This is a genomic window from Pontibacillus sp. HN14 (assembly GCF_021129245.1).
Classification (GTDB): domain Bacteria; phylum Bacillota; class Bacilli; order Bacillales; family BH030062; genus Pontibacillus.
In genome coordinates this window covers 862795-885122 of record NZ_JAJOLR010000001.1, presented here as the reverse complement: position 1 = coordinate 885122, position 22328 = coordinate 862795, and the positions used below count along the sequence as shown (strand labels likewise).

The 22328-nt window shown below is 39.6% G+C and carries 26 protein-coding genes; 25 read left to right on the top strand and 1 reads right to left on the bottom strand.

Going from position 1 to position 22328, the window contains the following annotated elements:
* Positions 1–14: 14 nt before the first annotated feature.
* The 16 genes from aroC to LQ226_RS04415 all read left to right on the top strand — a co-directional run bounded on the left by aroC (position 15) and on the right by LQ226_RS04415 (position 13932).
* Positions 15–1181: a chorismate synthase gene (gene aroC / locus LQ226_RS04490; RefSeq protein WP_231416646.1), complete on the top strand. Its 1167-nt coding sequence runs from the start codon at positions 15–17 to the stop codon at positions 1179–1181.
* Positions 1181–2266 carry a 3-dehydroquinate synthase gene (gene aroB / locus LQ226_RS04485; protein WP_231416644.1) on the top strand — a complete coding sequence of 362 codons (1086 nt, stop codon included), beginning with the start codon at positions 1181–1183 and terminating at the stop codon, positions 2264–2266. The genes aroC and aroB overlap by 1 nt, the downstream gene beginning before the upstream one ends.
* Positions 2263–2646, top strand: a complete 384-nt coding sequence (gene aroH, locus LQ226_RS04480; RefSeq protein ID WP_231416642.1) for a chorismate mutase — start codon at positions 2263–2265, stop codon at positions 2644–2646. The genes aroB and aroH overlap by 4 nt, the downstream gene beginning before the upstream one ends.
* A complete protein-coding gene (gene hisC / locus LQ226_RS04475) occupies positions 2643–3740 on the top strand; it encodes a histidinol-phosphate transaminase (protein WP_231416641.1) in 1098 nt (365 codons plus the stop codon). The genes aroH and hisC overlap by 4 nt, the downstream gene beginning before the upstream one ends.
* A gap of 3 nt (positions 3741–3743) precedes the next feature.
* Entirely contained in the window at positions 3744–4844 is a 1101-nt protein-coding gene (locus LQ226_RS04470; RefSeq protein WP_231416640.1) for a prephenate dehydrogenase, read from the top strand.
* A 16-nt stretch (positions 4845–4860) separates the two neighbouring features.
* On the top strand, positions 4861–6159 hold the full coding sequence (gene aroA, locus LQ226_RS04465; protein WP_231416639.1) for a 3-phosphoshikimate 1-carboxyvinyltransferase: 1299 nt from the start codon (positions 4861–4863) through the stop codon (positions 6157–6159).
* Positions 6160–6228: 69 nt separating this feature from the next.
* Positions 6229–7101: a hypothetical protein gene (locus LQ226_RS04460; RefSeq protein ID WP_231416638.1), complete on the top strand. Its 873-nt coding sequence runs from the start codon at positions 6229–6231 to the stop codon at positions 7099–7101.
* A 15-nt stretch (positions 7102–7116) separates the two neighbouring features.
* A complete protein-coding gene (locus tag LQ226_RS04455) occupies positions 7117–8379 on the top strand; it encodes a tetratricopeptide repeat protein (protein ID WP_231416636.1) in 1263 nt (420 codons plus the stop codon).
* 31 nt (positions 8380–8410) lie between these two features.
* A complete protein-coding gene (locus LQ226_RS04450; protein WP_231416635.1) occupies positions 8411–8965 on the top strand; it encodes a ReoY family proteolytic degradation factor in 555 nt (184 codons plus the stop codon).
* A 133-nt stretch (positions 8966–9098) separates the two neighbouring features.
* A complete protein-coding gene (locus tag LQ226_RS04445; protein WP_231416634.1) occupies positions 9099–9566 on the top strand; it encodes a DUF2487 family protein in 468 nt (155 codons plus the stop codon).
* Positions 9567–9693: 127 nt separating this feature from the next.
* Positions 9694–10206 (top strand): Rieske (2Fe-2S) protein, encoded by a 513-nt coding sequence (locus LQ226_RS04440; RefSeq protein WP_231416633.1) that lies wholly within the window; start codon positions 9694–9696, stop codon positions 10204–10206.
* A gap of 3 nt (positions 10207–10209) precedes the next feature.
* A complete protein-coding gene (gene qcrB / locus LQ226_RS04435) occupies positions 10210–10884 on the top strand; it encodes a menaquinol-cytochrome c reductase cytochrome b subunit (protein WP_036779379.1) in 675 nt (224 codons plus the stop codon).
* Positions 10885–10913: 29 nt separating this feature from the next.
* Positions 10914–11684, top strand: a complete 771-nt coding sequence (locus tag LQ226_RS04430) for a menaquinol-cytochrome c reductase cytochrome b/c subunit (protein WP_231416632.1) — start codon at positions 10914–10916, stop codon at positions 11682–11684.
* Positions 11685–11748: 64 nt separating this feature from the next.
* Entirely contained in the window at positions 11749–12336 is a 588-nt protein-coding gene (gene lhaT / locus LQ226_RS04425; RefSeq protein ID WP_231416630.1) for a lipoprotein heptaprenylglyceryl N-acetyltransferase LhaT, read from the top strand.
* A 67-nt stretch (positions 12337–12403) separates the two neighbouring features.
* On the top strand, positions 12404–13177 hold the full coding sequence (locus LQ226_RS04420; RefSeq protein WP_231416628.1) for a sporulation protein YpjB: 774 nt from the start codon (positions 12404–12406) through the stop codon (positions 13175–13177).
* Between the two features lie 80 nt (positions 13178–13257).
* Positions 13258–13932: a zinc metallopeptidase gene (locus tag LQ226_RS04415; protein WP_231416627.1), complete on the top strand. Its 675-nt coding sequence runs from the start codon at positions 13258–13260 to the stop codon at positions 13930–13932.
* A 124-nt stretch (positions 13933–14056) separates the two neighbouring features.
* Here LQ226_RS04415 and LQ226_RS04410 read toward each other — a convergent pair whose 3' ends face one another.
* On the bottom strand, positions 14057–14932 hold the full coding sequence (locus LQ226_RS04410; protein ID WP_370635476.1) for a YitT family protein: 876 nt from the start codon (positions 14930–14932) through the stop codon (positions 14057–14059).
* 154 nt (positions 14933–15086) lie between these two features.
* Between LQ226_RS04410 and LQ226_RS04405 the strand changes: the two genes are divergently transcribed.
* The 9 genes from LQ226_RS04405 to panD are packed head-to-tail and all read left to right on the top strand — an operon-like array spanning position 15087 to position 22074.
* Positions 15087–15449 (top strand): nucleotide pyrophosphohydrolase, encoded by a 363-nt coding sequence (locus LQ226_RS04405; RefSeq protein WP_231416625.1) that lies wholly within the window; start codon positions 15087–15089, stop codon positions 15447–15449.
* A complete protein-coding gene (dapB, locus tag LQ226_RS04400; protein ID WP_231416624.1) occupies positions 15442–16242 on the top strand; it encodes a 4-hydroxy-tetrahydrodipicolinate reductase in 801 nt (266 codons plus the stop codon). The genes LQ226_RS04405 and dapB overlap by 8 nt, the downstream gene beginning before the upstream one ends.
* A gap of 13 nt (positions 16243–16255) precedes the next feature.
* Positions 16256–16669 (top strand): methylglyoxal synthase, encoded by a 414-nt coding sequence (gene mgsA / locus LQ226_RS04395; protein WP_231416623.1) that lies wholly within the window; start codon positions 16256–16258, stop codon positions 16667–16669.
* Positions 16670–16676: 7 nt separating this feature from the next.
* Complete coding sequence (gene bshA, locus LQ226_RS04390) at positions 16677–17813, top strand: N-acetyl-alpha-D-glucosaminyl L-malate synthase BshA (protein ID WP_231416622.1); 1137 nt, start codon at positions 16677–16679, stop codon at positions 17811–17813.
* On the top strand, positions 17810–19021 hold the full coding sequence (locus LQ226_RS04385) for a CCA tRNA nucleotidyltransferase (RefSeq protein ID WP_231416621.1): 1212 nt from the start codon (positions 17810–17812) through the stop codon (positions 19019–19021). Before bshA ends, LQ226_RS04385 begins: the two co-directional genes overlap by 4 nt.
* Positions 18997–19986, top strand: a complete 990-nt coding sequence (locus LQ226_RS04380) for a biotin--[acetyl-CoA-carboxylase] ligase (RefSeq protein WP_231416620.1) — start codon at positions 18997–18999, stop codon at positions 19984–19986. Before LQ226_RS04385 ends, LQ226_RS04380 begins: the two co-directional genes overlap by 25 nt.
* Positions 19986–20825 (top strand): 3-methyl-2-oxobutanoate hydroxymethyltransferase, encoded by an 840-nt coding sequence (gene panB / locus LQ226_RS04375; RefSeq protein ID WP_231416618.1) that lies wholly within the window; start codon positions 19986–19988, stop codon positions 20823–20825. Before LQ226_RS04380 ends, panB begins: the two co-directional genes overlap by 1 nt.
* Positions 20822–21670, top strand: a complete 849-nt coding sequence (panC, locus tag LQ226_RS04370; RefSeq protein ID WP_231416617.1) for a pantoate--beta-alanine ligase — start codon at positions 20822–20824, stop codon at positions 21668–21670. The genes panB and panC overlap by 4 nt, the downstream gene beginning before the upstream one ends.
* 20 nt (positions 21671–21690) lie before the next feature.
* Positions 21691–22074 (top strand): aspartate 1-decarboxylase, encoded by a 384-nt coding sequence (gene panD / locus LQ226_RS04365; RefSeq protein ID WP_231416615.1) that lies wholly within the window; start codon positions 21691–21693, stop codon positions 22072–22074.
* The last annotated feature ends 254 nt before the right edge of the window (positions 22075–22328 follow it).

Here is a 22328-nt window from a genome sequence, read left to right as displayed (position 1 = left end):
AAAGGAGAGTTTAGATGAGATATTTAACTGCAGGCGAATCACATGGAAAACAACTTACAACAATCGTAGAAGGGATCCCTTCTCTTATGCCACTACTTTCTGAGGATATAAATGAATCCTTAATACGTAGACAAGGTGGCTATGGGCGTGGTCGCCGTATGCAGATTGAAAAGGACTTGATTAACATTACGGGTGGGGTTAGACATGGTTACACCCTGGGATCCCCTATATCCCTTGTTTTGACGAATGATGATTTCACTCATTGGAGAAACATCATGGGAGAAGACCCAATAGGGGATGATGAAGAAGTTCGTCGTACAATTAGTCGCCCTCGACCTGGCCATGCCGATCTGAATGGAGCTTTAAAGTACGGACACCGAGATATGCGTAATGTGTTAGAACGTTCTTCTGCACGAGAAACAGCTGCTCGAGTAGCTGCGGGTGCTATTGCGAAGAAGCTCCTCGCCGAACTCGACATTAAAATAACAGGTTATGTAAATACAATTGGTGGTATCACAGCTTCTTACGATGAAACACTGTCTATAGAAGAACGACAAGAGATATCTGAAGCTTCTCCTGTAAGAACACTTGATAAAGATGCCGAAGAGAAAATGATGAAGGCAATCGATACAGCCAAGCAAGAAGGAGATTCAATTGGAGGAGTCGTAGAAGTAATGGTAGAAGGTATGCCTGCTGGTATAGGCTCATACGTTCAGTACGATCGGAAAATTGATTCACGTATTGCTGGGAGCGTTGTAAGCATTAATGCCTTTAAGGGTGTTGAATTTGGAGTAGGCTTCCAAGCTGGACACATGAATGGAAGTGAAGTTCATGATGAAATTGCTTGGTCTGAAGATAGAGGATATTACCGTAAGACGAATCGCTTAGGAGGATTTGAAGGCGGTATGACTACAGGTATGCCTTTAATTGTAAAAGGTGTGATGAAACCAATCCCAACACTATATAAACCATTACAAAGTGTTGATATTGATTCAAAAGAGCCGTTTAAAGCTAGTATTGAGCGTTCCGATTCTTGCGCGGTTCCAGCTGCTGCAGTCGTTATGGAACATGTTGTAGCTTGGGAACTTGCTCGCGCATTAACAGAACAATTCCCTCATGATCAGTTCCCTAAATTAAAAGAAAGTTTAGATCAATACAGAGAAGAAATTAGGTGCTTCTAATGGAGCAGTTACATGTTAAACATGAACATGGAAGCTACACCGTTTCTATTGGATCTGGGCTACGCCATACAATATCCGAACACTTGCCTAAATCATATAGGCAAGTGTTCATAATTACAGATAGTAATGTTGCTCCTTTATATATGGATGATGTGAAACAGAGCTTTCCTGAAACTACAGTGGTTACTACTTACGTCGTACCTGCAGGTGAGGAGTCAAAAAGTCTATCTGTATTTTATGATTGTCATACAAAAGCTATTGAATATGGCGTTGATCGTCAATCTTCAATTGTGGCGCTAGGTGGTGGCGTGATTGGAGACCTTGCTGGGTATGTGGCAGCTAGCTATATGAGGGGTGTAGATTATGTGCAAGTCCCAACAACGCTGTTAGCGCATGATAGTAGTGTAGGTGGAAAAGTTGCTATTAACCATGCTCTTGGGAAGAATTTAATAGGCCACTTTTATCAGCCTGTAGCTGTCATATATGATACGGCATCACTTAACACTCTCTCAAAAACAGAGTGGAGATCAGGGATGGCGGAAGTCATAAAACATGCTTGGATTGCACATGATCAAGCATTTTTGGATCAGTGCTACTCCATTGATCATTTTGAAGATGTAGACAAGGATTTATTGAATTCCCTCATTTTGCAAGGAATAGCTGTTAAAGCTAGAATTGTAACAGAGGATGAACGTGAACAAGGTAATCGTCGATTTCTGAATTTTGGCCACACTTTAGCGCACGCCATTGAAGCTGAAATGGGCTATGGGGAGATCACTCACGGGGAAGCCGTGGCCATAGGGATGGATTTCGCTTTAAAAGTGAGTGAGTCTTATTTTGATTGCTCATTGAACCGTATGAATTTCAGAAATTGGATAATGGCTCATGGTTACCCTATTTCCGTCATAAATCACTTAGATCAACATGAATTGTTACATAGAATGACAAGAGATAAGAAGAATGTTAACTCAGAGATAAGAATGGTATTGTTATCCAAACAAGGAAATCCTCAAGTTGTTTCCTTTACAAAAGACGAGATAAGAAATGAATTGAAAGAGTATCACAAAGAGGTGAGTCAAGTTTGATTAGAGGAGTTAGAGGAGCTACAACAGTAAAGCAGAATAGAGCAGAGGAAATTGTGAATCATACTCATTCATTGTTAGAGGAAATGATTGATGAAAATGGAATTGATCCAGAGCAGGTGGCGTCTATTCAAATTTCCACTACAGAAGATTTAAATGCGACATTTCCAGCTAAAGCAGTGCGTAAGATTGAAGGATGGACGTTTGTTCCGGTTATGTGCATGAGGGAAATACCGGTACCCCAATCACTTGAACGATGCATTCGTGTTATGATGCATGTTAATACTGAAATGAATCAAAAAGAGATTCGTCATATCTATCAACATGAAGCAAAACAATTACGTCCGGATCTTATTCAAGAAGAAGGGAAGGGTTTATCATGAGAACAAAACCTATTTTTAACCAATTAAAGCCTTACGTGCCAGGCAAGACAATCGATGAAGTGAAGGAAGCTTACGGATTAGACAGAATTATAAAGTTGGCTTCTAATGAAAATCCATTTGGTTTCTCAAGTCATGTGCAGAAACACCTTGCCGAAGCGGTTACAAATCTCGAGATTTATCCTGATGGATACGCTAGAAAGTTAAGAACAAAACTAGCTGCAGATCTTCAGGTTGATGAAACGAAGTTGATCTTTGGTAATGGGTCTGATGAAATTATGCAAATCATTTGTCGTACGTATCTAGAACCAGGTGCAAATACGGTGATGGCTACCCCAACCTTTCCTCAATACCGACATAATGCGTTGATTGAAGGTGCCGAAGTTCGTGAAGTCCCTCTAATTAACGGGTATCATGACCTGCAAGAAATGCTGAACGTAATAGATGAAGAGACACGTGTCGTTTGGTTATGTAACCCTAACAATCCTACAGGAAACATCTTCACTCAAGATGAGTTCGATACGTTTATGGAGAGATGTCCGGCCCATGTGTTAGTGGTACTCGATGAAGCTTATATGGAGTATGTTTCAAATGAAGCATTTCCAAATGCAGTAGATTCTCTTGGAAAATATGAAAACCTTATAGTTACACGAACATTTTCAAAGGCTTATGGACTTGCTGCTTTAAGGATCGGATATGGAATAGCACGTGAATCTATTATCACAAAGCTAGAGCCGGCTCGTGAACCATTTAATACATCTGTAATAGCTCAGCACGCTGCGATCCTTGCTTTGGAAGATCAGAATTTTATAGAGACTACCTTTGAGCAAAATGTTGAGACTAAGCAAGAGCTAGAAGCCTTTTGCGATAGACTAGGTTTAGAATATTATCCATCTGAAACGAACTTTTTACTCATACACTTACCTATAACAGGAGATGAAATGACAGAGCATCTATTACAGAATGGATTTATTGTCCGTTCCGGCGAAGCTCTTGGAATTCCTCAATCAATTCGCTTAACCATTGGTAAGAAAGAACACATGCAGGAAGTTATGGAAGCAATGGAACGGAAATTAGTGAAGGTGCAAAATAGCTGAGTTATGGAGCATACTACAATCTTTGTAGTAGGTTTAGGGTTAATCGGAGGTTCGATTGCCCTAAACTTACAAAATAATAAGCATTCAACTGTTATCGGCTTTGATGGTAACGCCAAAACACTAGATTACGCCATGCAAAATCAGATTATAGATCAGCAAGTAACATCTTTCGAAGAAGGTGTAAGCCTTGCTGATATCGTTTTCCTAGCTACGCCAACTTCCATCACGCGTTCTTATATCCAACAACTTGAGCAGATGAAATTAAAAAAAGAACTAATTGTTACGGATGTTTGTTCAGTAAAAAAACCTGTTATGGAGACTGCGGAGTCTCTTACCAATCAAAAAGTCGTTTTTGTTGGAGGGCACCCGATGGCTGGGTCGCACAAAAATGGGATTGAAGCTGCTAAAGCCCATCTGTTCGAAAATGCCTATTATTTATTTATTCCAGGCACGCACGCTTGTGAGGAACATGTGTCTAAACTTGAGAAGTTACTAAGCTCAACAAGGAGCTATTTCGTTACTGTCGATGTGGAAGCACATGATCAAATGACAGGAGTCATCTCACATTTTCCGCATTTAATTGCGTCTGCACTAGTGCATCAGGCTCGATCTTGGCATGATACTCATCCTTTTTTACATGAATTAGCTGCTGGAGGGTTTCGAGACATTACACGAATTGCTTCAAGTCATCCGAAAATGTGGAATGATATCTTTTTCCAGAATCGTGAAACGATGATTTCACTCCTTTCTGATTGGATTCACGAGATGGACCACCTAAAATCTTTAGTCGAGACACTAGAACATGATGAACTACATACGTATTTAGAACAGGCGAAGCAGTACCGAGATGGTTTGCCTGTTAAGCAAAAAGGTGCCATCCCTTCCTTTTATGATCTGTACGTAGATATTCATGATCAGCCTGGAGCCCTGTCTGAGGTTACCCATATTGTAGCCCAGGAAACGATTAGTATCGTAAATATCCAAATTCTTGAGATCAGAGAAGGAATTTCAGGAGCGTTACGCTTGAGTTTTCAAACAGCGAAAGACCAAAAACACGCTCAAATGCTCTTGCAATCTAACGGATATGAAGTAACCATTGAATAACAAAGGTAGTGAATATATGAATCAGATGGAAATTAAACCAAGGCCCCATTCTTTAAGGGGAACCCTAAGGGTACCCGGAGACAAGTCCATTTCACATCGGTCTATTATGCTTGGCTCTTTAGCGGAGGGCAAAACCACGGTTAAACATTTCTTAACAGGTGAAGATTGCATAACAACCATTAATGTATTTCGCGCTATGGGGGTCCAAATTCAGCAGAACGATGACGAAGTAACCATTGTTGGAAAAGGGTTGAACGGTCTGTCAGAGGCTGTGGAGCCATTAAATTTAGGGAATTCAGGTACAACCACACGCCTCCTTCTAGGGATACTGGCTGGAATACCGAATCATTATAGTTTATTTGGAGACACTTCTTTGTCTAAACGACCAATGAACCGGGTAGTTGATCCCTTGCGCGAAATGGGTGCAACCATTGATGGTAGAGAACACGGAAATCTCTTGCCTCTAAGTATTAGAGGACAAGCTTTAAAGCCAATCCATTATCGTCTTCCTGTTAATAGTGCTCAAGTGAAGTCAGCCGTCTTACTAGCTGGATTGTTTGCAGAAGGAACAACCACCGTGATGGAACCTGTTAAAACGAGGGATCATACTGAACGTTTATTAGAAGCATTTGGTGTTAAGGTGGTCCGTGAAGATGATTTAATTCATCTTGAGGGAGGTCAAACGTTAACAGGAGTAGACATTGAAGTGCCTGGTGATATCTCATCTGCTGCTTTCTTTATGTGTGCAGCAGCATTGAAAAAAGATAGTGAAGTAACGTTAAAAGATGTAGGATTAAACCCTACACGAACTGGAATTATAGATGTCTTAAAAGATATGGGTGTATCCATGGAGATTAATACTACCCGACACATTGGTGATGAACCGGTTGGCGATATTACCGTAAAGGGCGGAACGTTAAACGGAGCCACTTTGTCTGGGGAACTCATTCCGCGTTTAATAGATGAACTTCCTATCATTGCTCTTCTTGCTTCAAGAGCAGAAGGGAAGACGATTATTAAAGATGCAGAAGAACTGCGGTATAAAGAAACAGACCGAATTAAAGCTGTTGTAGATACACTCAATCAAATGGGAGTTAAAGCAGATGCTACTCAAGATGGCATGGTTATAGAAGGCTCCTCAAATCCTCTTAAGGGTGGCGTGTTTTCTTCTTATCATGATCATCGTATTGGAATGATGGTGGCTGTAGCCTCTTTAGTATGTGAAGAAGAGATCATTTTAGAGAATCCATCTTGTATTTCTATATCCTATCCCAATTTCTTTGAAGATTTAGATTCTCTTTACGTGCAAGCATAATGTAGAAAGTCATAACAACCAATTTGCCTTCATACCTTGTACCAAAAGCTAGTAAAGGGGACAAGTCGTATGGAGGCTTATTGTATAGAGGCAAACCAATGCTTTGCTCAAGGAAAATGGAAACAAGCGTCATTAGGGGTGAGGGATGGGAAATGGATACAACCCTATAAATTAAACAGGGAAACGATGACTATAAATATGGATCGTTTTTGGATCTCCCCTGGTAAGGTTCATATAGACTTACAATTCCCTCTTTATCAAACTGAATTTCAATCGGCTCTTGTCCGGCGTTATATGTTTAGAGGTACCACCTTGCTTATTGTCCAGTGTCCGATTTCATCTTCAAGAAATATGGCTAAAGAATTTCAAATGATGAAGCACCGCTTAGATGGTCTTGGGATCGATTATATGATTGCGCCACTTGTTTCTGTAAATAAACTAACCCCTGAAATGATTCGCTTTTTTGGCAATGAACGAGTTCCTTTTGTGTTGTTTCAAGCAGAGACAAAAGAGGATATTTTAAACAAAATGTGGGGGTGGATTGCGCAGGCTCAGGATCCTTCTTTTATCCCTGTTACACCAGTCGTGAAAAACGAAGGTCCTCTTTCCTATTCGAAATGGCTTCAACTAGCGGAGCATCATAATGTTCGTACATTACCACGCGTATTAGGGGAGTGCCCTTTGACAAAAGAAAATTTAAGGGCGACAGGAATTTACCCATATAAGGGAGAATTTATGTATTCAGGTGATGCAGATTATAACCTTTTTCGTCTTCATACTGAAACACAAATTGATACACCTGATCAAATGTTTTATCATAAAGCTATCCCATGTGTTACAGTGTTACGTGGTCAAATTATTCGTTCTCACACAGAAGTGAACGATCTGGAGGGATATGGAAGGTATTTTAAAGCTTCCATACCGAACCATTTTATGAGTTGATGAAAGGGTGTAGACATGCAAGGCATAGAACAAGCCATTCAATATATGAATGCAGGAAAAACCGAGCAAGCTGTAGAAACATTACGTACGGAGTTATCTCGTGCTGGAGATGAGGAAAAATATACAATAGCAGAAATGTTCATGCAATGGGGAATGGTTGAAGAAGCAAAAGATGTACTAGAAGAACTTAAGCAACGTTACCCAGGAGAACATGAATTAACACTCTTACTTGCAGAGATTTATGTAGACCAAGAAGATGATGAGAAAGCCATCGATCTCTTAAATCAAATTCCAGAAGATAACGAAGAATATTTAGGAGCACTCGTTCAGCTTGCTGACCTTTATCAAGCTCAAGGTCTATTTGAAGTAGCTGAACAAAAGTTACTATTAGCAAAGAATATTTCTCCAAATGAACCAGTTATCGATTTCGCTTTAGGTGAATTGGCGTTCTCAGTGGGGGAATATCAAAAGAGTATTCCATACTACGAGAAAGCTTTACGACGTGATCAGAAGATGGGGGAAACAGATATTACATTACGCCTCGCTGAGGCCTTTGCTATTGAAGGTGACTTTGATCAAGCTCTTGACTATTTCCAAGCTGCTGACGAAATGACACCTGATATTTTATTCCGCTACGGTTTTACGGCTTATCAAGCGAATCGTATTGATATTGCTATTCGAGTATGGAACAAACTTATTGAAGAAGATCCTTTCTATCAATCTGCATATCCGTTGCTTGCTGAGGCCTACGAGGCTGAAGGGATGATTGAAGAGGCATATGATATAGCAAATAAAGGACTTAAGAAAGACGAATTCAATAAGGATCTATTTTATCTAGCAGGTACTTTAGCCTTCAGACTTACGAAGAAACAAGAAGGGTATCAACATATCAGACAATCCTTGTCTATTGACCCTGGTTTTAAAGAAGCTGCTCTATTCTTAGTAGAGCGACTGAAAGAAGATGGGGACTTTGAGGCCATTAAGGATATTTTAGAATATCTCAGTGAAATGAATGAAGAGGAACCTCTTTATAAGTGGTATTTAGCTCAGGCTAATAATGAATTAGAACACTTTAAAGAGGCATTAAATGACTACCAGGAAGCATATAATACCTTTAAAGATGACAGTGACTTCCTGAAAGAGTATGGATATTTCCTTGTAGAAGAAGGAAGAGTGAAGGAAGCACAAAGCGTATTCGAACGTTATCTCACCATTGAACCAACTGATGAAGAAGTAGAAACATTTATGGCCCGTTTGCAGTCTGGTAACGAGGAATAGTATTTCTCTGTTTAAAAAGGAGGGCATAAAAGTGAAAATGCCGGTCTCGGTTGAGGATAAGAAGGAATTTGTTCGTTGGTTTTTGAATCATTTTCAGTTAAAGCGCAGAGAAAGTGTATGGATTTTAAACTATCTGATCAATCATGATTCGATTATGGAGCATGTACACTTTGTGGAAGAAGCAAGATTTTGCCCTAGAGGTATTGTTATATCAACCCATTGTGTTGATGAAGTTCCATTCCGCTTTTATAAGGATCAGATTATGACAACGGATGCAGAGAAATCGTTTCATGATATTCGTTTGAATCGAAATGAACCTGTTTATATCCAACTAAATTTCAGAAATTCTCACCAGAGCGCTCCTTATGCAGCGGTTTTAGAAGAGAACCCTTTTATGCCTCAAGATTACTTTATCACTGAAAAAGATCAGGAATTAGCTGAATTAGTATTGGAAACATCTATATCGAACTACCAAACTCAAAGTTTAAGAACCAAAATTGACCGAGCTTTGGACTGTGGTGATAAAGAAACATTTGAGCGATTGAGTGAGCAATTAAACAATCTTAAAAAAAATGTAACTCCCTAATTTATTAGGGGGTTCTTTTTTTTTAACAAGAATAAATTCTGAAAACATCGACAAATTTGACCATTATGACTTTCGATTTCCTTTACCAAAGTCTATAATGAGGGGGAAGATTCTTCGGAAAGGAGGGATAGCAATGAAATGGAATGGACAGGATGCAATGTTATATTCTCAATCTAAAGAATTTGTCGATACCTGGATTGTACCTTTAATCCCTTATTCTTTAGCAGGTTCAGAGAATGAACTTAAAATGCTTGCAAATCAATCTGAATTGTTAACGTTATTTATGAAGGAAGTTGAAGAAGAATATAGGGGGAGAATTTTTCTATCGCCATCCTATACCTACTTAAAAGAAACACCTGTCTCTAAGGAAATCGAGCGAATAAATGAGTGGACAACAGAAATGAAAGAGCGAGGCTTTAAACATGTCTTGTTCTTTACGTTTGATCAACAGTGGAAAAAGGTAGAGAAGGACTTAGAATCTTCATTAATATGGATGCCTCTTCCTAAAGTCGACGATATACATAATGAAGAGGCTCAAAAAGTTCTTCGATCTCAAATTGAACAAGTAACCGAATTAATTACAGCATATTGGCAAGAATAATTTCTAAAGCGATTTCAATTCCAATATTGACCGTCTAAATAGTTTGCGCTATCATTATAATGTCCTAGTAAACTGTGTGAATATTTACCATGAATGTTGGATCATATTGGATAGAGGGGGGAAAACAATGAGCGATAAAAAACAACCAGTATCCCGCCGTCAGTTTCTGAACTACACGCTAACAGGTGTAGGAGGGTTTATGGCAGCGGCTATGCTTTCGCCGATGGTTCGAATGGCAGTAGATCCAGTTCTTAAACCGAAAGAAGCTGGGGAATTTCACGCAACAGGTACTGAAGTAGCAAACATTACAAAGGAACCGACACGCGTAGATTTCTCTTTCGAACAAAAAGATGCATGGTATGTATCTGAAGTGTCGAAAACAGCATGGGTTTACAAGAATGAAGATGGCGATGTGATTGCGCTTTCACCGATTTGTAAACACTTGGGATGTATTGTGAAGTGGGAAGGTGGCTCGGGACATGAAAACAGGTATTACTGTCCTTGTCACGGGGGTCTTTATGAGAAAAGTGGAGAAAACGTACCTGGTACGCCTCCATTAGCTCCGCTAGATCAATACAAAATCAAAATTCAAGATGGCATGCTGTACTTAGGAGAAATCATTCCAAATAAGGTGGTGTAATTCATGCTTCAAAAACTTTACGATTGGGTGGACGAGCGTGTCGATATTACACCTTTATGGCGTGATATTGCGGATCACGAGGTTCCTGAACACGTGAACCCTGCTCATCACTTTTCAGCATTCGTTTATTGTTTTGGAGGACTCACGTTCTTCGTTACAGTTATTCAAGTTCTATCTGGTATGTTCTTAACCATGTATTATGTGCCAGACATTGAAAACGCATGGGAGTCTGTTTATTACCTTCAAAAAGAGGTAGCTTACGGTCAAATTGTACGCGGTATGCACCACTGGGGTGCTAGTCTCGTAATCGTGATGATGTTCTTACATACATTGCGCGTATTCTTCCAGGGAGCTTATAAAAAGCCTCGTGAATTGAACTGGGTAGTAGGGGTACTTATTTTCTTTGTTATGCTCGGTCTAGGTTTCACAGGTTATCTGCTTCCATGGGATAACAAGGCGTTCTTCGCTACTCAAGTAGGTCTTCAAATTGCTGAACAAACGCCGCTTATCGGTACAGAAGTGAAGACATTACTGGCTGGTGACCCGGATATTGTAGGTGCACAAACGTTAACTCGTTTCTTTGCTATCCACGTATTCTTCCTGCCAGCTGCATTATTCGGATTAATGGCAGCACACTTTGTTATGATTCGTAAACAAGGAATTTCTGGTCCACTATAGGACTTGATTGATGTAAAGGAGGGATCGCTGTGCATAGGGGAAAAGGTATGAAGTTTGTCGGTGACTCACGTGTCCCGGCTGAGAAAAAACCTAATATACCAAAAGACTATTCGGAATACCCGGGTAAAACAGAGGCTTTCTGGCCGAACTTCTTATTGAAAGAATGGCTGGTTGGTGCTGTTTTCCTTATTGGATTTTTAACATTAACGGTTGTAGCTCCATCACCACTTGAGAAATTGGCAGATCCAACAGATGCTGGTTACATTCCGTTGCCAGACTGGTACTTTTTATTCCTTTACCAGTTCTTGAAATACGAATTTGCAAGTGGACCCTATATCGTATTAGGGGCATTTGTAATTCCAGGTCTTGCTTTTGGCGGTCTATTGTTAGCGCCTTTCTTAGACACAGGCAAAGGACGTCGTCCATTTGAGCGCCCAATTGCAAATGCTTTAATGCTAATTGGTTTAGCTGCTACAGTTTTCCTAACTTGGGAAGCAGCAGACCACGTAGATTGGGAACAACGTGCTAAGTCAGGTCAAATTGTTGAAGATGTTGAAATTGACAAATCCGCTGAAGGATACAAGATTTACAGTCAGAACTGTGCGTCTTGTCACGGTGATAATTTAGAAGGTGGAAATGGTCCAACGTTAATCGGTGTTGAGAAATCTGTAGATGAGATTAAAGACATCGCTCAAAACGGAATTGGCGGCATGCCAGCCAACATCTTCCAAGGTTCTGATGAAGAGTTAGATAAACTTGCTAAGTTCATTAAAGGTGTTGGAAATGAAGGAAGCGAATAAATACCTAGTGAGAGGGAGCTGGCTTTTAAGTCAGCTTCTTTTTCTGTTGTGAAGGAGGGAAGACGTGTTTCGATTTTTGTTGACTTATAAACCCTTTGTTTTGTTGCTCTTGGTCATTAATGTATTTGGAACTATTTATGGGTATTGGTGGTATGAAAGCCAAATTGCGATAACTCCTACGATTTTTATACCTTTTGTACCCGATAGTCCAACGGCAAGTTTGTTCTTTTGTATCTTCTTATTCTTTTTCCTGTTGAATAAGAATGTACCTTTAGTAGAGGCGTTAGCGATCATTACCTTATTCAAATATGGTGTGTGGGCAGTCGTTATGAACATTTTGACATTAGTAGTGACTGGTTTTCTACCGTGGCAAGGATATATGTTAATTGCTTCTCATGGAGCAATGGCTATTCAAGGTTTACTTTATGCACCTTACTATAAGATCAAAGTTAGCCACCTAATCATTGCTGGGATCTGGACGTTACACAACGATATCATTGATTATGTATTTGACATGATGCCTATTTATTCACAATTAAATGATTATAGCCAAGAAATTGGCTATTTCACTTTTTGGCTCAGCCTTATTTCAATTGGCATCGCATATGTATTAACGGTACGTAAGAAGCAAAACCCTCGTCATTCCATATAACTACTTGTACTATTTATCTCTACCTTCTCATACATTGAAGCAAGAGTGCTTTTGAGAGGGGATCGTTATGAAACAGATACAAAAGAAAATAGTATGGGGATTACTGATCTGCCTGGGGTTTAGCTTATCTTACTTTGGATCTGCAAATGCTTCCTCTTATTCAGAAGAGTTGAAAGAAACAACGTATCGCTTTTTGCAGTATGTTGAAGAAGGAAGATATGAAGCGGCAGAAGCCACATTAACTAAACTTAGAAGAGAATACAATGTTGATGATACAGAACATATAAGTGTGTTCCAAACCGCTTTAAATGAAGCACAAAGCGCTTTAACAGATCCAAACACTGCTGCTACGGAGAAATACCATAGAAGCCTTACAGTCGTCTTACTATATGAGGCGATGTGGAACAAAGTTGATCCACTCTGGTTAGCATGGAAGGATCATTTGTTAGAGGAAATGAAAGATGGATCAGGAAATTCTGTTTCATGGACAAAAAGCCATCTTGAAGACGTATACCTTTTGTATGAACGTATACTACCTGCTGCAAAAGTTGCGGGGACTGATGAAAGTGTGCGAATTTTAGAATCCCACATGAAAGAACTTCTTACAATGCAGTCTATAACGGAAGAAGAACTTCTCGGTGACCAGCTAAGTGTGTTTGCTCAGGAGGTTAATGAAATTGGGGTGAAGCGTAAAAAGAGCTTGACTGAAGAACCTGGTTTTATTTGGCTAATGGGTTCTGTAGGGAGTTTAATTTCTTTCACATTAATGTATGTAGGTTGGAGAAAATATAAAGGAGAAAAGACGGACTACACCGTTAAAGAAAAAGAGCGGGATAGTTGACTTTCGCGTTACTTTTGACTAAAATTGACCTTAATAAGATCTTTTTGTTAAGGTCGATTACATTAGTGGAGGAATGAAGGATGGGTCAATATTTAATTTATTTGGCTTTAATCATTATCATCCCAATTTGGGCACAAATGAGGGTGAAAAACACCTACAAGCGTTACTCGAAAGTAAGAAATGAATCCAATATGACCGGTGCAGAAGTAGCCCGAAAGATATTAGATGAAAATGGTCTCTATAATGTACAAGTTGAAGAAGTTAAAGGGATGCTTTCAGATCATTATGATCCAAGAAGCAAAGTCGTTCGTTTGTCTTCAGGCAACTATCATGAGCCATCTGCTGCTGCACAGGCAGTAGCTGCACACGAAGTGGGCCATGCTATTCAAGATGCTGAAGCCTACGCGTTCTTAAGGTTTAGACATGCATTAGTTCCAGTGGCAAGTTTCGGTTCAAATGCATCCATCTTTTTAATTATTGCCGGTGCTTTCTTTAGTCAATTCCTTTTAGGTGTTGGAATTGCCTTCTTCGCATTAGCTGTTTTATTCCAATTCGTGACCTTACCAGTTGAGTTTAATGCCTCAAGTCGTGCCATGAATCAACTTGTATCGACAGGGATTATTCGAAATAATGAAGAGCGTCAAACAAAAAAAGTCTTAAATGCAGCAGCATGGACTTATGTAGCGAGTGCTTTAGTTGCACTACTTGAACTACTTCGCCTTGTCTTATTATTCACTGGGATGAATGAAGAATAGGCTGTTCTCAAAAAGCTTGGAGCTTCTGCTCTAAGCTTTTAATTTTAATCTAAGATTGAATAGATCAAAAGCCAGTTGAATGCAAAAAAGGGCGCCAATAAACTTATTGGCGCCCTTTTTGTTATTAACGTTCAATTGGGTTTTTATTTTCATCTAAGGTGAATCCTTCTCCAAGAACATCATGAACAGATGTCACAGCGACAAATGCATGTGGGTCGATAGAGTTAATAATATTTTTCAAACGGACAATTTCATTACGAGCTACAACGCAATAGAGAACATCACGACTTTCTCCTGTGAAGCTTCCTTTTCCAACTAGAATAGTTACACCGCGGTCCATATCTTTCATGATTTTCTCAGATACATCATTAGACCGTTCTGAGATAATTGTAGCTCCTCTGGCAGCATAAGCCCCTTCTTGAATGAAGTCAATTACCCTTGCTCCTACAAATACGGCTACGAGGGTATACATCCCTTGTATGTAATCCAAATAAATTAATACAGAAGACAAGATGACACAAGCGTCAAAAAGGAACATCGTACGTCCCATGCTCCAACCAGCATATTTATGTACGAGTCGCGCAATAATGTCAACACCACCTGTAGTGCCTCCGCTTCTAAAGATAATTCCAAGCCCTACACCAATAAAGACACCCGCCATTAGAGAGGCGATAATCATTTCATCTTGTAAGGCGAATTCTATGTTTTTCGTGAAAATAGGAAGCTCGAACACCCATAAGAATAGGGATACGGCGAATGTGCCAACCAGTGAATAGATTAGAGTAGTTCTCCCGAGGAGTTTCCAACCTAAGAAAAATACAGGTATATTTAAGACCAAGTTCATAATTGCAATATTTAGACCAAAGTGGTCAAGAATAAGTAAGATCCCGGTAAAGCCACCTTCAGCGAGGTCATTTGCCATATTAAAATAGAGGACTCCAAAACTAAAAATTGCTGAACCAAGTAAAATCAATAAGATGTTTTTAATATTAATTACCATCTTCAAATTGTTGCCCCTCCTTTCGTCACACTCCATCCATTATAGACAAACAGTGATAAAGGAGCAATAATAGTGAAAAAAATTTGTCAAAAGCCCGCCTTTTAGCTAACATGAGAAGAGATTACATATGAAAGTACCAGAAATGAGGGTTCACATGAAATTTAACCATAATGCATTAACCACTCAAGAGATGCAAGAACGTGTTGATGCTTATATATCTCAATTTAAAGAAGGGTATTTTTCCCCTTTAAGTATGATGGCCAGGATGACAGAGGAAGTGGGAGAGCTAGCTCGCGAAGTCAATCATTACTACGGGGAAAAGCCGAAAAAAGACTCAGAAGAAAAAAATACAATGGAGGAAGAACTTGGCGATTTGTTATTTGTAATGATGTGCTTTGCTAACTCCTTAGACATTGATATGACCAATAGTTTTGAAACGGTAATGAATAAATTTGAGACAAGAGACCAAAATCGTTGGACGAAAAAGGACCTAGAGGAGGAACATAAAGATGACTAATACATCCGTTATAGTAGCTGGACCAAGAGGGAAAATGGGAAGAGAAGCTGTCAAAATGATTCACAACACAGAGCATTTTACTTTAGTGGCCTGTGTAGATCATAAAAATGGGGGTTTAAAAGTTAAAGATCTAGATGGTTTACCTGATATAGAAGCTCCGATCTTTGAAGATATTGAACAGTGCTTTAATGAAGTAAAAGCTGATGTATTAGTGGACCTTACAACGCCCGAGTTTGGTTATAAACATACAAAATTAGCCTTAGAGAATGGAATTAGACCCGTTGTGGGCACAACTGGATTTACTAAAGAGCAACTTCAAGAATTAGAACAACTCACAGAAGAGAAAGAACTAGGTGTTGTAATTGCCCCGAATTTTGCATTAGGAGCTGTACTTATGATGCAATTCTCTAAATGGGCAGCGAAGTACTTCCCAGATGTGGAAATTATTGAACGCCACCATGATCAAAAGTTAGATGCTCCAAGTGGTACAGCGGTTAAAACAGCCGAATTGATCCAAGAAGTACGTGATAAGAAGCCTCAAGGGCATGAGAATGAAAAGGAAACGCTAGAAGGTGCTCGTGGTGCAGATGTAGACGGTATGCACATTCATAGCGTTCGTTTACCTGGACTTGTCGCTCATCAAGAAGTTATGTTTGGTTCAAGCGGGGAAACATTAACAATTAAACACGACTCTATTAATCGTGAATCCTTTATGACGGGTGTAAAATTATCGATTGAGAAAGTCATGGAACTTAACGCATTTATTTATGGTCTTGAAAACTTATTGGAATAAGGAGTGGGACACTTTGAATATTGCACTAATTGCACATGACCAAAAGAAAGAAGATATGGTTCAATTTACTACGGCCTACCAGCATGTATTAGAAAAACATCAACTATTCGCTACAGGTACAACTGGAACTAAAATAACAGAGGCTACAGGACTATCTCTTCATCGCTTTCAATCGGGGCCACTTGGAGGGGACCAACAAATTGGTGCGTATGTTGCGCAAAACGATATGGATGTCATTATATTTTTCCGTGATCCATTAACCGCTCAGCCTCACGAACCAGACGTGAGCGCGTTGATGAGGTTATGTGATGTTTACCAGATCCCACTTGCAACCAATTTGGCTGCTGCAGAGATTATGGTTAGAGCGATTGAACATGGTGACTTCCATTGGAGAGAAATTATTCACAAGAATAAGCAGCAAGGGTGAAAGATATATGGAAAGAACGAAAATCGGAATTACCTGCTACCCCACGGTAGGTGGATCTGGGGTAATTGCCACAGAGCTTGCAAAACTTTTAGCCGAAAGAGGATATGAGATTCACTTTATCACTTCAAATATCCCCTTTCGACTAAAACGTATTTATCCTAATATTTATTATCACGAAGTGGAAATGACGCATTATCCTGTCTTTCAATATCCACCTTACGATTTGGCTTTAGCGAATAAAATGGCTGAAGTCATTAATCGTGAGAAAATTGATATTTTACATGTACATTACGCTATGCCTCATGCAATCTGTGCCATATTAGCAAAAGAAATGATTAATCATGATGTTAAGATAGTTACAACCCTGCACGGTACAGATATTACGGTTCTAGGTGTAGACCCAAGCTTACAAAACATGATTCGTTTCGGAATTGAGCGATCTGACCGAGTAACAGCTGTGTCGGAGAGTCTTGTGAATCAAACAAAAGATATGCTTCACGTGGAAAGAGATATGGATGTCATTTACAACTTTGTAGATGAACGTGAGTATAGACGGCGAGATGAATCCCACTTAAGAGAAGAATACGGCATTGACGAAGATGATAAAGTCATTATACATATTTCAAATTTTCGCCAAGTAAAACGGGTTCCAGATGTGATCCAATCGTTTAAAACGATACGAGAGCATTCTAAAGCTAAATTACTTTTAGTAGGGGACGGACCTGATTACTATAAAACATGTCAGCTTGTAAATGAACTAGGTCTTAAAGATGATGTATTATTCTTAGGCAAACAAGAAAATGTTTCCGAGCTATTGTCCATTTCTCACTTGAAGCTTCTCTTATCTGAAAAAGAAAGCTTTGGCCTAGTCTTATTAGAGGCTATGGCATGTGGGGTTCCCTGTATTGGAACGAATATTGGTGGAATTCCTGAGGTTATTGTACACAATGAAACAGGTTACATTTGTGAGGTAGGAGATACCGAAGAAATTGCTGATTACGCTATCAGGTTATTATCTAGCAATGAACAGTGGGATAAATTTTCAAAAAATGGGCTAGAACGAGTTCGTGATGAATTTCATTCAGAGACCATCGTAAAGCAATATGAACAAGTATACGCAGATTTAATAGTGGATCGTCTATGAGGAGAAAGTTAGAACAACCCTTTCTAAAGGCACTGCCCGTATTATTTGCTTTAATGAAGCAAGGATATGAAGCCTATTTTGTCGGGGGTTCTGTAAGGGATCATATAATGGGGAGAACGATTGGAGACATTGATATCGCAACGTCTGCTCGTCCGGAACAAGTGCAAGCCTTGTTTGAAAAGGTTATTCCAATTGGAATTGAACATGGCACAGTCGTCGTTCAGTATAAAGGGGATTCTTATGAGGTTACGACTTACCGAGTAGACGGAGACTACAATGATTTTCGTCATCCTGATGAAGTCACCTATGTAGCGACTATAGAGGAGGACCTTTCCAGGAGGGACTTTACAATGAATGCAATGGCTATGGATTTCAATGGGGAAATCATTGACCCCTATAACGGTCAAGATGCCATTCATAACTCTATCATCGAAACAGTCGGAGAGGCTCCAGTTCGCTTTCAGGAAGACCCCCTTCGAATGATGAGAGCTCTTCGTTTTTCAAGCCAACTCGGTTTCACAATTAGTGAAATGACCTTGAATGCCATTATAGAATCTGCCTATTTGCTGGAAAAAATAGCTGTAGAACGAATAGCAATAGAGTTTGATAAACTTGTTAAAGGAGAAAATATCCATTCTTCTTTCGCTCTATTAATTGAGTCCACTTTGGTCTACTACTTGCCAGTATTTAAGAACATCCCATCTCTAACAAAAGTGATCAATAAGCTTCCCTTTCAGCCACTAAAAGGGATCGAGGAAGCAATTGCTATATTTGTGCTCTCTAAACCAGAAGTTGTGGTTTCTACATTTACAACAGAGTGGAAGTGCTCCAATAAAGTAAAAAAGGAAGCAGAACAGCTTGTTAATATCTATATGAAGCGGCATTTCAAACCATTTAAGTGGATCGTCTATCAACTCGGAGAGGATCATTTAGATTCATACCAGAGGCTTTTATCTATTATAGACAATGAAGATGTGTCACTAGAAGTGTTAAAAGAGAATTTTCAGGATCTCCCAATCCATTCTAAGCGTGAGCTTGCCTTATCTGGAAATGATTTAAAAAGCTGGTTCCCCAATTGTAAACCAGGTCCATGGTTAAAAACGTACATGAATCAGATTGAAGAGGACGTTGTGTTAGGAAATGTCCAAAATGATAAAGAAGCGATTGAAATGTGGGTGAAGAAATGGAAACAACACGAGGAAAGCTGATTGAGATATTATCAAATCATCCTGATCAATACCTTTCAGGACAAAAGCTTTCAGAACAATTGAATATTAGTCGACCAGCTGTTTGGAAACATATGAAAGAACTTGAGAAAGATGGTTATGGTATAGAAGCGGCCCCGAGAAAGGGATATAAGATTGTGAACTATCCAGATAAAGTAAGTGAGAATACGTTGTCATGGGGACTTAATACAGCTTGGCTTGGACAGGAAATGATCCATAAACAAAGTGTTACATCGACGCAATTGATTGCTCACCAAGAAGCTCAATTAGGGGCGGCTCATGGTACGCTTATTATTGCTGACGAGCAAACAAGAGGGCGTGGCCGATTAAATCGAACGTGGCATTCTCAAAAAGGGGATGGGATATGGATGAGTATGATTTTGCGTCCGAAATTTGAACCTCACAAGTCCCCTCAAATTACACTTTTAGCTGCAACTGTTTTAGCCGAAGTTTTTAAAAAGCATTGTGGTATAGCCCCTCAGATTAAGTGGCCCAATGATATCCTCACAGAAGGAAAAAAGCTGTCCGGTATTTTGACAGAACTTCAAGCAGAGCATGATCAGATAAATTATATTGTGCTTGGGATCGGGATTAACGTAAATCATAGCTCTGATCAGTTCCCTGAAGATTTAAAAGATCAAGCGACTTCCCTTAAAGTTGAAACGGGACAGGAGTGGGAATTGAAGTCATTGATTCAAAACCTACTAAGTACATTCGAAAAGCGGTACGAAGAGTTTGTGGAAGAAGGCTTTAGAAGTGTGAAACTTCGTTGGGAAGCTTTTGGTTATCGAATTGGGGAGTATGTGACCATCACGACTCATCAGCATGAATGGAATGCTTTAATTATGGGGATCGAACATGATGGAGCCTTAAAAGTGCGAGATGAGGATGGAAAAGAACATGTTCTTTATTCAGCAGAAATTAAGTGGAGAAGGGGAGAAAAGTGATGCTTACCCATACTAAGCTTAAGAAAATGAAAGAAGAAAAGGACCCTATTGTTATGCTGACGGCTTATGATTACCCTTCAGCAAAGTTAGCTGAATCTTCTGGTGTTGACATGATTTTAGTTGGAGATTCTCTTGGGATGGTTGTGCTTGGATATGATTCTACGATCCCTGTTACAGTAGAAGATATGGTTCACCATGGAAAAGCAGTACGTAGAGGCGCTAAGGAAACTTATATGGTGGTGGACATGCCCTTTATGTCCTATCATTCATCCTTATCTGAGACGATGGATAATGCCAAACGACTAATGCAAGAAACGGGTGCTCAAAGTCTAAAACTTGAAGGCGCTGGAGATGTACTACCGGTCATTCACAAACTTACTAAGTCAGGAGTTCCGGTAGTAGCTCATTTAGGATTAACTCCTCAATCGGTAAATGTGTTGGGAGGGTATCGTGTGCAAGGGAAAGATCTAGAAACTGCTGAAACTCTTCTACAGGAAGCAAGGCAGGTAGAAGAGAATGGAGCTATTGCTCTTGTATTGGAATGTGTCCCTCAACAACTAGCCAGAAGGATCCAAGAAGAATTATCAATTCCTGTCATTGGGATAGGGGCAGGTGTGGGCACAGATGGACAGGTGCTGGTCTATCATGATGTAGTGGAATATGGAGTAGAACGTTTGCCGAAATTCGTTAAATCCTATGCTGATCTTAACACTACCATTACAGTTGCGCTAACTTCTTATGTGGAGGATGTGAAAAAGAAGGAATTTCCTGCTGATTCACATAGTTTTCAAATGAAAGAAGAGCTTATTCCGTCTTTATATGGGGGAAGCGGTTCATGAAAGTGATTGAGAAGATAGGTGATATGCAATCTCTTATCAAGGATGAGAAGCTTAAAGGGAACGTGGTAGGGTTTGTTCCAACTATGGGCTACCTTCATGAAGGCCATCAGCAGCTGATGAGAAAAGCTCGTGAAGAGTGCGACATCGTCGTGACAAGTATCTTTGTAAACCCTTTGCAATTCGGGCCTAATGAAGATTTTGATCGATATCCAAGAGATGAAAGACGAGACAAACGTATAGCTGATGAAGAACAAAACGATGTATTGTTTTTTCCCCATGTAAGAGAAATGTATCCAACAAATCAGTCTGTAAAAATGACTGTTCACAGAAGAGTAAACGTAATGTGTGGGAAATCTCGTGAAGGGCATTTTGATGGGGTCGTAACCGTATTAGCTAAGCTTTTTAACATTGTGATGCCTGATCGAGTTTATATGGGAATGAAAGATGCTCAACAAGTTGCAGTGGTGGATGCGTTAATTGAAGATTATAATTTTCCGATTAAGCTCATACCAGTGGAAACGGTTAGAGAAGTAGACCAACTAGCAAAGAGTAGTCGTAATGTATATTTAAGCCCTACAGAGAGGAAAGAAGCTCCTTATCTTTATCAAGCTCTTCTCCATGGGAAATCTCTGATTGAAGAAGGGGAGAGTTCCCCACAAGCTGTTATTGAGGCTGTTTCGTACTTCATTAAAACGAATACCCATGGTAAAATAGACTATGTTGATGTCTTGTCATACCCACAACTTGAACCATTAGATGAGTGTGGGGGAGAGATGATTTTAGCCTTGGCTGTTAATTTTGAAAAAGCTAGGCTAATTGATAATGTTTTAGTGTCAATTCATTAGAGATAATAGGGGGAGAAGAGATGCTTCGCACCATGATGAAATCGAAAATTCATCGGGCCCGTGTTACTGAGGCAAACCTAAACTATGTAGGTAGTATCACAATTGATCAACATATTTTAGATGAAGTTGGAATATTGCCACATGAGCAAGTGCAAATTGTGAATAATAATAATGGAGCTCGTTTAGAGACTTATGTGATACCTGGTGAAAGGCACAGTGGAGTGATCTGTTTAAATGGAGCTGCTGCTCGACTAGTGCAGCCAGGGGATATCGTAATTATCGTATCGTATGGACTTTTAAGTGAAGAAGAATTGGAAACCTTTCAACCCAAAGTGGCCATTATGAATGAGCAGAATGAAATTGAAGAAATGATCGAACAAGAATCGCCATTAACGATCATATAGAGGGTGTCCTGTTCAAGAGGAATGCTCTCCTATACTAGTAGCCCATTTGTACTTCCGATGATCTGGCTACGTATAGGGGCCATCTTCATTTGAATGGGACAGCCTCTTTCTTTTCGATCATAGGAATTCCTTATCTCCTTATAGTGAAAATATAAGATAAGTGACGATGTATTTATTTCAAGTCCTAAAGTAGTTAAGTATATGGAAACATACAAAGGCGCTATATAGAAAGTTTAAGCATGCAGCAAAGTAGG